The organism is Murimonas intestini, from assembly GCF_024622195.1.
Taxonomy (GTDB): Bacteria; Bacillota; Clostridia; order Lachnospirales; family Lachnospiraceae; genus Murimonas; species Murimonas intestini.
Window position 1 is genome coordinate 175,863 of the sequence record NZ_JANKBI010000006.1, and the last position, 14,155, is coordinate 190,017.

The 14,155-nt window shown below is 48.7% G+C and carries 9 protein-coding genes; 4 read left to right on the forward strand and 5 right to left on the reverse strand.

The annotated features are described in order from the left end of the window. The first annotated feature begins 40 nt into the window (after positions 1 to 40). On the forward strand, positions 41 to 1,831 hold the full coding sequence (locus NSB28_RS11650) for a sensor histidine kinase (RefSeq protein ID WP_257497731.1): 1,791 nt from the start codon (positions 41 to 43) through the stop codon (positions 1,829 to 1,831). After that, positions 1,824 to 3,350, forward strand: coding sequence for a response regulator transcription factor (locus NSB28_RS11655; protein ID WP_257497730.1), 1,527 nt, complete (start codon positions 1,824 to 1,826; stop codon positions 3,348 to 3,350). The genes NSB28_RS11650 and NSB28_RS11655 overlap by 8 nt, the downstream gene beginning before the upstream one ends. Positions 3,351 to 3,482: 132 nt before the next feature. On the opposite strand, the gene msrB is transcribed toward NSB28_RS11655, so the two are convergent. Then, positions 3,483 to 4,466: a peptide-methionine (R)-S-oxide reductase MsrB gene (msrB, locus tag NSB28_RS11660; RefSeq protein ID WP_257497748.1), complete on the reverse strand. Its 984-nt coding sequence runs from the start codon at positions 4,464 to 4,466 to the stop codon at positions 3,483 to 3,485. Between the two features lie 370 nt (positions 4,467 to 4,836). Here msrB and pdxR point away from each other — a divergent pair, with 370 nt between their 5' ends. Beyond that, a complete protein-coding gene (gene pdxR / locus NSB28_RS11665; protein WP_109627518.1) occupies positions 4,837 to 6,348 on the forward strand; it encodes a MocR-like pyridoxine biosynthesis transcription factor PdxR in 1,512 nt (503 codons plus the stop codon). Positions 6,349 to 6,398: 50 nt separating this feature from the next. Continuing rightward, positions 6,399 to 7,586 carry an aminotransferase-like domain-containing protein gene (locus NSB28_RS11670; protein ID WP_109627520.1) on the forward strand — a complete coding sequence of 396 codons (1,188 nt, stop codon included), beginning with the start codon at positions 6,399 to 6,401 and terminating at the stop codon, positions 7,584 to 7,586. Between the two features lie 23 nt (positions 7,587 to 7,609). On the opposite strand, the gene NSB28_RS11675 is transcribed toward NSB28_RS11670, so the two are convergent. From NSB28_RS11675 to NSB28_RS11690, 4 genes are all read right to left on the reverse strand, one after another. Further along, positions 7,610 to 8,077, reverse strand: coding sequence for an aconitase X swivel domain-containing protein (locus NSB28_RS11675; protein ID WP_109627523.1), 468 nt, complete (start codon positions 8,075 to 8,077; stop codon positions 7,610 to 7,612). Then, positions 8,077 to 9,366 (reverse strand): aconitase X, encoded by a 1,290-nt coding sequence (locus NSB28_RS11680; RefSeq protein WP_330665369.1) that lies wholly within the window; start codon positions 9,364 to 9,366, stop codon positions 8,077 to 8,079. Before NSB28_RS11680 ends, NSB28_RS11675 begins: the two co-directional genes overlap by 1 nt. 16 nt (positions 9,367 to 9,382) lie before the next feature. Continuing rightward, entirely contained in the window at positions 9,383 to 11,437 is a 2,055-nt protein-coding gene (locus tag NSB28_RS11685; protein WP_109627526.1) for an oxidoreductase, read from the reverse strand. Positions 11,438 to 11,533: 96 nt separating this feature from the next. Beyond that, positions 11,534 to 14,062, reverse strand: coding sequence for a winged helix-turn-helix domain-containing protein (locus NSB28_RS11690; RefSeq protein ID WP_109627528.1), 2,529 nt, complete (start codon positions 14,060 to 14,062; stop codon positions 11,534 to 11,536). Positions 14,063 to 14,155 lie beyond the last annotated feature (93 nt).

Here is a 14,155-nt window from a genome sequence, read left to right on the forward strand (position 1 = left end):
TTAAAATTACCGTAAAAGTTTTAGCGGCGAGGTGCGGTAAATGAAGAAAAAAGAACATAAATACTTCAATCAGCTGTTTTTTACTTATTCTGCTTCATTTCTCCTTTTTCTCACTCTTCTCTTTGCGGCTGTCCTGACATTTATCTACAAGGAACAGTACGCACGGAATGTGGAGGTACACCGCCAGCTTGTTTCCCAGATCCAGTCACAGCTGGATTCTTCCCTGGAGGGTATGGACCGCATCATTAACGGCCTCATATTTAATAAATCTTTTATGGACGTCATGTCTGATTCCCAGGCTGCATCCAGCACCCCTGTCTATGACAGCCAGGTACTCAATTATTTCCTTACAATGGACGTTCCTGACCTGTCCACCTACAGGATAATCGCTTTCAATGAGGATGTCTACTACACTCTCACAAAATCTGATGAAAATCCGTCCTACATAAGAGATGCCATATCTGCATACCCCTGGGCAGAGCTTGTCCGGATTGCTGACGGCGAAAAAGTTATAATCCCCGTCCACCCGGATGATTTCTCTGAGCATGGCGCGCCTGTCTACTCTGTAGCCCGCCAGATCACTGACGGAAAAAATGATTACGGCATTATAGAGGTCCAGAATGAATACAGCGAGATCTTCTCCATCTGCAGACTTGACAATGTATCTGCTGATATCATGCTCTTTGCCCCTGACAGTACGCAGATCTACCCGTCATTGTCTGACGGCGGCAGCCATTCACCGGAGTTTTACCAGAATATTTATGGGACAGTTTCCAGACAGCAGCAGCCTGACGGCAGCTTCCGGCAGAACGGCGCACAGATCTCCTATGTCACATCTTCCTATTCCGGGTGGACTGCCATACTGCACTGTCCCACTCTGGCAGTGGTGCCCTACGGGCTGCAGATGATCCTGTTTTCTCTCCTGATCTTTCTGTTTCTGATCGCCACTGTCCTGCTCATGTTCCGTGTCCTTACAAGACGTATGGTAGCTCCTCTCAATGACCTGAACCTGGCGCTGAAGGAAGTCTCCCTGGATAATCTGTCCCTTGAACTGCCGCAGCAGTACAACATCGAGGAGATCGAGGACATCAACCAGTCCTTTCAAAAGATGTTTGGCCATCTCAAAAACGCCATCAACATCAGCATCCAGAGCAAGACGAATGAGGAGCGCGCCAATTACCTGGCGCTGCAGTCTCAAATGAACCCTCATACCATCTATAATACCATATCCATGATAGAGGGTGTGACTTACATGAACGGAGATCTGGAAGCCTCAGAACTCTGTATCCGTTTTTCTAAGATGCTGCGCTATATTTCTGATTATACAAAAGATACGTACTCGATCCAGGATGAAGTTTCACACCTGCAGAATTATGCATTTTTAATCCAGAAGCGCTATGACGGCAGACTGGACATCCATATATCAGCCCAGGAGGACCTGCTGGGGGAGGCAATACCCAAGTTTACCCTCCAGCCCCTTGTAGAAAACTGCATAAAACACGGCCTGCGTTCTTCAAACCCACATTTTGTAGTAAAAATGTCTGTCTCCGGTTCTGATAAGGAGTGGAAGATCCTGGTGACGGATAATGGCTCCGGCTTCACAAAAGAGAGCACGGCAAAAATAGAAGAACAGCTGAAGAACTGTGACGATGGCCTGAAAAACCATAAAGACATTATCAACAGGAAGATCGGCAATCTGGCGATCAGCAACATTTATATGAGGTGCCGTATCCTCTATGGGGACAGGTTCCGTTTTGCTTTCGGCAGTACACCCGGGGGGCAGGGCGCTTTTGTAGAACTGACAGTGAGAAGGGAGAATGGAAATGATTAAAATATTTCTTGTAGAGGATGAGGTTTTTGCCCTGCGGACACTTCACAGGAAGATCCTGGACCTGCAGGAAGACTATGAGATCGTGGGGACAGCAACAGACGGTACTGAAGCCCTGCCAAAGATCCTGGCCGCAAAACCTGCTATAGTTATGACAGATATACGCATGAGTGATATGGATGGCCTGACTCTGATCCAGAAAATGAAAGAGCAGAAGGTTTCCGCCCTGCCTGTCATAATCAGCGGTTACCAGGAATTTGAATATGCAAAGCAGGCTATGAGGCTGGGTGTGGAGGATTACCTTTTAAAGCCTGTAGAATTAAGTGAACTGAAAGAATGCCTGCAGAACTGCCGTCAGAAACTGGAGGACAGATACAGCCGCAAAAATATTTATTCTTTTCTGATCGGAGATGAGTCATTCAGCCTGGAACAGATCACTTCAAATGATAATTTCACGCTTGTATATCTCATTGCCTCCAATCCCCTGAACAATCTGGAAACCTTTATGCATCCGGGAACAGGCTATCTGCCGGGTACAAGAATACAAAAGCTTTTTACAGAAAATTTCCCTGAGACTGCAGTATTCTGTTTTGACGGCATCTTCAGCAATGAAAAGGTGATCCTTCTCAATACTTCACCCGGCCCCAGGACGGAGCCTGCACTAAAAAAGATCACTGCCCTACTGGAAGATCATTTTTCCTGTCCCGTCACACTGTACTATACAGGCAGCCGGGCCAAATCCCTGACTTATGACATCCAGTCTGCCAGAAGGGGCTGTGTGAAAAACGCCGTCTTTGGCATAAGCGGCTGCAGCTGCACACTCTCCGCCTCCTCCCCTTCGGAGGATCTGACCGGAACGATCGAGCTTTTATCACTGCTGATCCATCAGGAGGATTATGAGCTGATACGCTCCAATCTGCTCCGCCTTTTCCAGCGCTGGCAGGAGGCCCGCAGAACCGTGAATTCCTGCCAGTCCGACCTTATATTCATCCTGAATTCCCTGAGGCAGAGCTTTTCAGTTAAAAAGACTGCTGATCTGGACAGCCGTTTCTTTATAGAAAATATCATGTGCTTTTCCTCCACCCCTGAAGAACTGGCCGGTAACTTCTCACAGCTTCTGGCAGAACTGGCATCTGCTCCCCGGGGCAGTGAAGAGAGCGCTCCGGGCGGTGAAGAATTTGTCCGCAGGATTGAAGAATACTGCCAGAAAAATCTGTCCCGGACTATCACGCTCCAGCTGCTTGCCAATGAGATGAACGTATCAAAGGTATATCTCTGCCGCATCTTCAAAAAGTATAAAAACATTTCACCTATCGATTATTTCAACAGGCTGAAGATCGAGCGGGCATGTGAACTTCTCCGCCGTTTCTCTTCCCTGCCCCTTCAGGAGATCTCAGATACACTGGGGTTTAATGACGTATATTATTTCAGCAAAGTATTTAAAAAAATAACAGGCATCTCCCCTTCCGGGTACCGGAAAAAGGAAACGCCTGACCAGACGGAAAATCCGCTGCAAGAGTAATACTGTGAAAGAACAAAAGTGCGCTCTGCCCCCCCTCCCGCGAGCCTATAACTTGGATAGCGCAGCTGTTGTTCCGCGTGCGCAGCTGCGCATACCCCGAAGGGTGCCCTTCTTAAATATATCTATGATCCATTACTGTGCCTGGCTGACTGCAGATATATAATCCCCGTACCCTTCTTCTTCCATTTTGTCCAGTGGAATAAAGCGGAGGGATGCACTATTGATACAGTATCTTAAGCCGCCCGCTTCTTCCGGCCCATCGTCAAACACATGTCCCAGATGAGAATCTCCGTCATGGCTCCTCACCTCAGTGCGGTTCATTCCCAGGCTTGTATCCTCTTCTTCTATAACCGCATCCTGGTCAACTGGTTTTGTAAAGCTTGGCCAGCCGCATCCTGAGTCAAATTTATCAGCTGAAGAAAACAATGGCTCCCCGGTGACTACATCTACATATATTCCCGGCTCGTCGTTATCCCAGTACTCACCGCTGAATGGATGTTCTGTGAAAGAATTTTGAGTGACATTAAACTGCTCGTCTGTGAGTCTTGCCCTGATATCTTCCTCGTCAAGCTTCCTTCCCACAGTTCCGTTCTGCCGGATCTCCAGTTTGTCCAGACTGCTGAAATCTATATGGCAGTATCCTCCCGGATTGTTCTGCAGGTAATCCTGATGGTAATCTTCCGCTGGATAAAAGTTTTGAAGCATCTCCAGTTCCACAGCCAGCGGTTCTGTATATTCTTTCCGGACTTCATTCATAACCACCTGTATGGACGCCCTGTCCTTTTCTTCTGTATAATAAATCCCTGTCCGGTACTGGCTTCCTCTGTCATTTCCCTGTCTGTCCACACTGACAGGATCTATGATCTCAAAATACTGCTCCGTCAATGTGCGAAGCGAAATGATGCCCGGATCGTATTTAACCTGTACTGTCTCGGCAAAACCCGTTTTGTCAGAACACACTTCTTCGTAAGTAGGATTTTCTTTATTGCCGTTTGCATATCCGGAAATCACGTCATATACACCGGGTATCCGGGAGAAATACTCTTCCACTCCCCAGAAACATCCTCCTGCAAAATATATCTCTTTCAAATTGTCCGGCTGCTTTTTTTCTTTCATAGAAGATACCTCACTTTCCTTTTCTGCCGCAGAAACTGAATCTGTCCCACCTCTGCCATAGACCCCCGGAATCACAAAAATAATGACAATAACTGCGATAATTGATAGTATATACAATAATCTCCGGCGCATAACCAACACCACCTTATCTTTGGAAATAGTTATCAGGTTATTGTAATTATATCAGTTACAGTTTTTATTGTCAATGGTAACTGTATTATTTTTTGTTACATTTTTTCATTGTCCAGTACGCATGATTTCCGGTATATTGCTTTTAGAATTGGATGTCTAAAAATATTCCAGATTGGATGTTGAACAAGGCATATTTTCCATTTATAATCATATTGGATTCAACCAATTGGAGGCATATATGAAAATTCAAATAGACAGATCTGATAAAACTCCTCTGTATAAACAGATCGCAGGGCAGATACAGGCTCAGATCACATCCGGTGAGATTCCTGAAGGCTTCCAGTTTCCGTCAGAACGGCAGTTAGCTGATGCCCTCGGTGTAAACCGCACGACTGTCCTAAATGCATATAAGGAATTAAAGGCAGACGGGCTGATCGCGTCTCATGTGGGGAGCGGCACAGTAGCCGTCAGAAACCAAAATGCAGAGCCTGTCATCCTCAGTCACCGCAAAGATCCCATGTGGGAGCATCTGTTCAGCGATCACATGAAAAATCAGGACAGCTTTGATATTAATAAATACCTGGAGGTAGCAAATCAAAGGGATGTGATCTCCTTCGCCGCCGGAATAGCATCCTTTGAGCTGCCTCCCGTACAGGCATTTGCCGGGATAGAGAAAGAATTACTGGGCAGCGGGAATGGACTGCTTGTCTCTCCTGTGGCAGGCTTTTCTTCCCTGCGCAGAGTTATGAGCTCCTACATGCAGAAACGCTCCTGCTTCTGCCAGCCATCAGAAATAATGATAACCTCAGGAGCACAGCAGGGTATCGATCTCATTGCACGCGCATTTGTCAATCCGGGGGACATTGTACTGATTGAAGAGCCTTCTTTCTTTCCCGCCATACGCAGCTTCCGCTCCATGGGTGCAAAATTAATGGCTGTGCCAATGGAGGAGGACGGCATGGATGTGGATATCCTGGAACAGCTGCTGACCCGGTACAGGCCCAAACTGATCTATACCATGCCTGCCTACCACAACCCCTGCGGCGTCACAATGAGTATCCCAAAGCGGGTCCGCCTTCTGGAGCTTGCCGGCAGATATGGGATACCTGTGCTGGAGGACGACCCCTACAGCGAATTAAACTATGAAGGGCCGCCAGTCACCCCCTTAAAGTCTATGGACAAGAGCGGGTATGTAGTATATCTGAGCACCTTTTCCAAAACGATCTATCCTGGACTGCGTCTGGGGTGGATCTGTGCAGATAAGAAACTGATCAGCCGCCTTTCAGGCATCCGCCAGCTTATGGACCTGCACTCCGGCTGTATTTCCCAGCAGATTGCAGAACGTTTTATCGTAAGCGGTGAGCTAAAAAAGTATCTGACCCTCATACGCAGAGAGTACAGGGAGCGGCGGGATATTATGACAGATGCCCTCAGCAGATATGCTCCTGCCGGCCTGACCTGGAACAGACCGGAGGGCGGATACTATCTGTGGTGCAGGCTTCCTGAAGGCCTGTCTTCAGATATCCTTGTCACACGGGCGGCAGAAAGAGGCGTTGCCATTCTTCCCGGAACTCCGTCCTATCTGACTCCCTACAAGGGAGAATGCTATATCAGGCTAAACTATACCTTTCCCCCAAGGGACAGGATTGCAGAAGGAATCAGGATTCTGTGTGAGGTTATTGAAGAACTGGCATCGGCCCGCCCTGAATACACACTCTGCCCGGACAGCGAGATCAATCCGATCTTATAAGAGTAATTATTCAGAATAATTATTAAGACGAATCATTAAGGAGAATTATCATGGAATATAAATATGCGAAAAGAATTTCACAGATAAAAGCATCAGAGATCAGAGAATTATTAAAGCTGACTGAGAAGCCGGAAGTAATCTCGTTTGCAGGAGGACTGCCCGCCCCGGAATTATTTCCTATGGAGGAGATCAAATGGGCCAGCAGTCATGTCCTGACCCACAATGGAGAGCAGGCCCTGCAGTATTCATCAACAGAGGGCTTCACGCCCCTGAGGAAATGGATCGCAGACAGGATGAACGCACAGCTTGGCACTTCATTTTGTGACGAAAATATCCTGATCACCCATGGTTCCCAGCAGGCTCTGGATCTCTCAGGAAAAGTATTTTTAGATGAGGGGGATGTAGTATTATGTGAGAGTCCTACTTATTTAGCCGCCATCAGCGCATTCAGGGCATATGGCTGCGAGTTTGTTGAAATAGAGACAGACACAGAAGGAATGATCATGTCAGACCTGGAGAGGGCTTTACAGACCCATCCCACATCAAAGCTCATCTATGTCATACCAAATTTCCAGAATCCCACCGGAAGGACATGGAGCCTCAAACGGCGCCAACAGTTAGCTGACCTCTCAGCTAAGTATCATGTGGCAGTTATCGAAGATAATCCCTACGGAGAGCTCAGATATGAGGGAGAGCCCCTGCCATCTGTGAAATCCTTTGACCGCTCAGGAAATGTAGTTTATACAGGGACCTTTTCTAAGATCTTCTGCCCTGGCTACAGGATCGGCTGGGCCGCCGCCGAAACAGATGTCATCCGCAAGTATGTGCTGGTGAAACAGGGGGCGGACCTGCAGTGCAACACAATGGCGCAGATGATCATCTCAGCTTATCTGGAAAATTATGATATTGACGCACATATCTTAAGTATCCGGGAAGTATACCGCAGGCGGCGGGATATAGCCATAAGCACTATCAGGAGATATTTTCCTTCCGACATAAAGTATACCGTGCCTGAAGGCGGACTTTTCCTGTGGCTGGAACTTAATGAAAAAATCAATGCCGCAAAACTCCTGGAAAAATGCCTGGAGCACAATGTAGCGTTTGTTCCAGGCAATTCATTTTTTCCAAATAAGCAAAAGCTCAACACCCTCAGGATCAATTTTTCCAATATGCAGGACGATAAGATCGCTGAAGGGCTGATACGCATGAGTGAGGTTCTCAGTCACATGTTCCCATGATTTTAAGCCGGTGCACCCTCTTTTTATCTGGAGGGGATATCCCGGCTGCCTTCCACCTCCACAACGCCATTTTCTTTAACCGTGACAGACATACCGTCTTTTACATATTCCAGGAACTCTTCACCCAGAGAGTCCACCACAGGCATGGTCACATCATCAAGCCACACGTCTGCCAGAATGGCCCCGGCCCCGGCAAGGGAGTCTACAGGTTCAGAAAACAGCATACATGCCGGCTGGCGTTTCATGGAACAGGCACAATACAGCACTAACCCGCCTGTTGTGGAACCTATTGTGCGAGGAAGGCAGAGAGCTTTTCCAGCCATCTGCTTTCCATACAGATCTTCGTTATTCTGATCCCCGCAGGTTGCCTTTTTATCACCAAACTGCAGCGCTTTCTGAAAGGAAGCCAGTGTATTTAAGCCTCCATGTGATACAAGGGCCTCCGCGGTTATATTTCCCGGAGTGACAGCTCTTCCTTTAAAACTTTTCATTATATCTTCCCTCCCCTCGTGATCTGTTCCAGGATCTCATCATCCGTATAATATCTCGCACTTGTGTATGTACGAAGCTTATTGCTGGATGTAATGACCGGCATACTGGCGCTTAAAGGATTATTCATATACATAAGGGGACAGATATAAGAAACTATCACCCCCGTCTTTTCAAGACGCATGGCATAAGATGTCTCCTTAAATTTTTTCAGCACAGCAGGTGCTGCCGTAAATACAGTAGGGATGACCACCTTTTCATTTCCTGACTCTTTTAATCCCTTTTCCACTTTTTCTGTCCAGCTGATGAGCTGGTTCATGCTCATATGGGGACATCCCATAAAGCATAACTTTGGCCTGGCATCCTTGTTTTTCCAGATGACCGGATAACTGTCATAAACACGCTTCAGCTCCGCATCATCGATGACATAGACTTTCGGATTTTCTGCCAGCAGCGCTCTTTTCTGTTCTGCTGCCTCCGGCGTGATCCCTTCCACATGGTATAGTCCCACTGCACCGTTGGAAGCAGTAGCTGCCCCAAAATCTTTCAGATAAGTCCTGGCATCCTCATCCAGTGTCCCCAGCCATTTATCCAGCCCTGTAATATACGGCACATCTTCCATTACCTTCATTCCGATGGCAGATCCCAGAAGCTGCGCTTCCGGCTTCTTTGTCGTCTTTATCTCAACGAGCCAGGTGGCTTTTCGTCCCTCATCAGTCAGCAGGCCGAAGTACGGCACACAGCCCACAATTGAGCCCATCAGATCAATGATCCCTGAATTCCTGTTGCACCTGGCCCCAAGCACAGAGTTTGCATATACTACAGCGGATGATTCTGACCAGGAAAGCACATCCCCGGGGCCGGGAGTATTTCCAACCTCATCCATATAACAGGTACATGTAAAAGCGTCTTTTTCCAGCAGCCCCAGCTTATCCAGCTGGCTTTCATAGTATTCCTGCTTACTGTACATAAAATGATCAAACACGATCTTCTGTATAAAGGAACTTGGCACATTCTTATCAAGGGGCCTTGGGTCCGCAGTAAATTTCTGTACAGACGTACACCCGGCGTCTATTAATTTCTCCATCAGGTCATAGACCGGCCCCAGAGCCTTTAGTCCAAAGGAAGTGACAAGATGATTGTACTTGCCTGTGACCGGCACCATTGACTCTGCTCCGAACAATTCTCCGTAGCGGATCATCGTCTCCATCACCCTTGCCATAACATCCCCTTTGCTGCCATTTAAGACCGCTTCCTGGGAAGCTGTCAGCTTCATTTTATATGCCATCATATTATCCCGCCTCCCATCATATTTTCATAGCTGTCTCATATGCTCTCCATATTACTGACCTGAGATTCCCCACCTTATAGCAGTCGCCTACCAGATAAGCCTCATCGCCATGGCCCTGCAGCGGCGCCGGGATATATCCTGCTGAGCTGATCACGGAATCACAGGCTATCTCTATGTCTTTTCCGTCCTTCCCCCTGCAGATAATTGAATTTTCCTTCACTTCTTTCAGGGTAGTCTCCAGATATACAGGAACCTGATGAAGTGCAAACCATTCACGCAGATAAGAACTATTGGCAAGACAGACTCCTTTCTGGGAGACCAGGTCATCCTTCATCTCTACAATAACCGGCTTCTTTCCGCCCAATGCCAGTTCATATGCGATCTCACTGCCGGTCAGGCCGCCGCCGATCACGGCAACCACTTCTCCAACCTCAGCTCCGTTTAAATACTCACATGCCTCTATCATCCTCTCATGGCCGGGCACATTCTTTAATATTCTGGGGGCAGCGCCTGTAGCGATTATGACCGGCTCATCTTCAAACCCGGCAGTGTCCCTGACCTCTTCATTCAGATGTATCTCTATATCCAGCGCTTTCATCTGGCTTCTGTACCAGGCAAGCAGTTCCCTGAGTTTATCTTTATAGGATTCTGCACTTGCCGGTATAAACGTGCCGCCCAGTACATCACTCTTTTCATATATCACAGGCTCATGGCCTCTTAGTTTGAGAACTCTTGCGGCTTCCATGCCCCCGATACCGCCTCCGATAATATGGACTTTCCTGGGCGATGACGTCTTTTTAATGTAGTGCTTCTTCCACTGCAGAGTCTCCGCATTTACGGCACAGCGCGACAGATGCAGGCTGTCTGAAAGCTCCTGGTCATTCGGCACTCCCTTATAATGGCACATGTTAAAACAGCCATTGTGGCACAATATACAGGGACGGATATCCTCATCACGCCCTTCCATCATCTTGGTGACCCACTCCTGGTCGGCCAGGAACCTGCGGGCAAATCCGGCGCCGTCAATTTTCCCTGCCGCGATTGATTCTGCTGCTGCAAGAGGTTCCATCCGGCCTGCACATACAACAGGTATATCCACAAACTTCCTGATATGCTCCACATCCTGCAGGTTGCAATTCTCAGGCATATAGATCGGCGGATGCGCCCAGTACCATGCATCGTATGTGCCGTTATCACAATTGAGCATATCGTAACCTGCCTCCTGAAGATACTTTGCAGCTTTCTCTGACTCCTCCATATCTCTTCCCGCTTCTTTGAAGTCTTCTCCCGGAAGTCCCCCTTCCCTGAAGCCCTTTGTCATGGAACGCACACTGTATCTTAAGGAAACAGGGAAATCCGCTCCGCACTCTTTCTTGATTGCCTGCACGATTTCTACAGGAAAACGGTACCTGTTCTCAAAAGAACCTCCATACTCATCTGTACGCCGGTTGACATATTTCAAAGTAAACTGGTCCAGCAGATATCCTTCATGGACAGCATGGATCTCAACTCCGTCCACCCCTGCCTCCTGAAGCAGTTTCGCACATTTTGCAAATGCTTCCACATACTCATGGATCTCCTCCACGGTCATCTCCCTGGAAGGCACCTTATCCGACCAGCGGTTGGGGGACGGGCTGGCCGAAGCTGTGATCTTATCAAGATCCATAAAGGGCTTTGAAACAACCCTTAAAAATTTGTTTGTATAAAGAGACTCCATCATTTTACTGATAGTGAAGGACCTCCCAAACCCGGCTGTCAGCTGGATAAACAGTTTTGCTCCTGTCTTGTGGAACTCCGGCATCCATTCCTTCAGATCTTCATACATCTTCCTGTTTTTATAGAGCCACTGGCCAAACATCGGGTTGTAGACCGGCTGACACCCGGGCAGTACCAGGCCGGCATGATTCTTTGCCACCTCCATTATAAAGCGGGCGCCATCCTTATCAAAATGGTTCTTTTCCATCCAGCCTAACAGATTTGTTCCCCCCATCGAGGTTAAAACAATACGGTTGCTGATCTCACATTTTCCTATTTTCCATGGTGTAAATAGCGGTTCCAGCCTTGGATCCATCCTCATTCCTCCTTCTGCAGTATGCAATGGTGAAGTTACGCTTACTTGATAATATCTATTGTATCATACACCGTGCAAAGACGCCAATCATTACTGTCATATAAGGCCCATCTCACGTGCCTTGGACACCGCCTCCGGCGCACTGGATACGCCAAGCTTCTCATAGGCCAGGAACAGGTGCGTCTTGACGGTCCGCACCGACAATCCTGTCTCACTGGCAATATCCCCGTTCGTATATCCCCTGGACAGATATTCGATCATCCGTTTCTGCTGCTTTGACAGCTTCTTTAAGGGCAGCTCCGGCGCCGGAAGCCCTGCCTTGCGCCCCGCCTGCTCCCTGGCTGCGATATAGATTTCATTCACATAGCGCCTGTCATAGCTGCAGACGTCCTGACGGCGTTCCACTTTCGTCAGGCATTTTTTTAATATTGGCACGACTGCTGATCCCAAAATGGAGAATGGCCGGATAAACCTGTAGGGATACAGCAGCTCTATGGCGCGCAGCATGGTCTCTACCGCCTCCTCCATACGGGCATTTCTGTATAAGCAGACAGACAGCAGAACGTCCGCCTCTGCCATGTCGGTCTCCCGGCTGAATTCCTCCGCCATCTTCCTGAGCCTGCGGCTCAGTTTTTCTGCCTCCTCCAAGCGGTCCAGAGCTATCAATGCCTGTATGGTCGTCAGATACTGATAAGTGCGGTACAGCATCAGCTGTTCTTCCGGATGGACAAAATATTCTTCCAGCCATTCCTCCGCCGCCTGCCGGTTCCCCTCCCTCAAAGCATTTTCAGTCTTCAGGGCCTTATAATTGGGCATCAGATAAAGGGCGTCCTTTTCTGCCAGCATCTGCTCGATCCTCTGTCCAGCCTCCCGGCTCTCTGCATCCCTGCCCATGGCAGTTAGGGCTGCCCACCTGTGTACCATGGCAGTGAACAGAACTTCATCCGAGGTCTCTTCATCCACCTCCAGATCTGCCTGGTCACAGTAAGCCGTCGCCTCCTTCCACTGATTTCTCTCATAGGCAAATCCCGCCCTGATCAACAGCATGGCGATCTTAAAATATTTCTTGAGGAGCAGCCCGGCTGTGGCCTCCAGCTTCACGTCAAAATCTTCATACAGAGAGAACTCCGAATAATCCCGCAGGCACCTGTGGGCAAAGGGCATATTGACCGTGATGGAAGCGCCCTGCTGTTCCCCGTGGCGTATCCTGACAGGCGGGAGCCTGTCAAACTGCTGCATCATCTCCATGAATTTCTTCCTTGGGTCCAGCGTACACACAAGGATGGTAAGCTCCAGAAATTCCGGATGCAGAAGGGCAATGCGTTTCAGGCTGGCATAAAGCCTGTCCAGAGCCTCTGTCATCTTCAGCACGTTCCCTGTCAGATAGTGGTACCATACAGCTGAAATATTAAGATAAGGATATTTCCCGTAGGCTTCTGTGGAAAGCATATCAATATAGGAACCAACCCCGCTTACATAGGCGCTGATGGAACGGTTATTGGAAAAACCTGTATACTGGGATTCCCCATAGATCTGCCAGGCGAGGAATTTAAGATTGTCCCCCAATATGGCATAGTGCCGCGCTATGTACAGCTCCCCCTTTTCACTGTAATGCTGGGCAGCAATCTTGAATAATTTCTTCGGGTCCATCCGGGCTTCCTTCTGCCGGTCCCGCAGAAATTCCAGGAACAGGGCGTGGAACCTGTACAGGTCCTCCCCGATCCTGCTCAGGAATACATTCTTCTGCAAAAGCCCTCTGACCACTGCCTCCGGATTTTTTACAGAAGTCAGCTTTCCGAATAGTTCTGAGCTAAAGTCATTGACAACACTGACTTTCCGCAGCATGTTCTTATCTTTTGGGGAAAGTCCGCTCCAGATCTGTCTTTCCATATATTGGTGCAGGGCGTTTCCGTTCTCTCTTGTAAGATCCGGGAGGTCCTCACTTGCAGCAAGGGTGCTCACCGCAATGGCCCATCCGCCTGTCTTTTCCATGATGGAACCGGCTTTTGCCGGAGACAGGGCGTGCCCTGCAAGACGGAACAGCTCCTGGATCTCCTTCTCAGAAAAAGCCAGATCCGTCTCACTAAGAGGCTGGCAGCGGCCTTCAAAAAGCTCCTGGAGCTTCCGGGGCATGGCAGTGCGGCTGAGCATGATAAAATGGTAATCCGCAGGAAGCCTGCGGATAAAGCTGGGGAGGGACTGGAGGATATCCTCCTGCATGATGCAGTGGAGATCATCCAGCACAAGATAGACCGGCTGCCCCGGGGATGTGACCTGGGCTGTCAAAAGCATGGCGTGTTCCACCGGAGAGCTGGCGAACATCCCGGTCCTGTCGAAACCAGTAGGATTATGCTTCCCCTCCTGCGTATATGTGACAGCAGAACAGAGCAGCCGGTAAAACAGCTCCGGATCATTGTCATACTCATCCAGCGTGATCCAAAGATGGCGGAGGCCGCTCCTTTGCAGCCATAGATTCGTCACCACTGTTTTGCCGTATCCGGCCGGCGCCTGTATATAGAGCAGCCGTTCCCTGCTCCTGTGATCCAGCTTCCTGAGCAGTTCATTCCGTGGGGCACATATCTCCGGCAATGACCCGGGGCTGTATTTTTCTCCGTTAAAATCCATTAAGAAGTTTCCTCCTGTCGTTTATAATCCAAATAGTGTCTGTTTCGTAACTATTCAGCAGGTCTGCGCATTTGCTGCACAGACCGTAAGAAA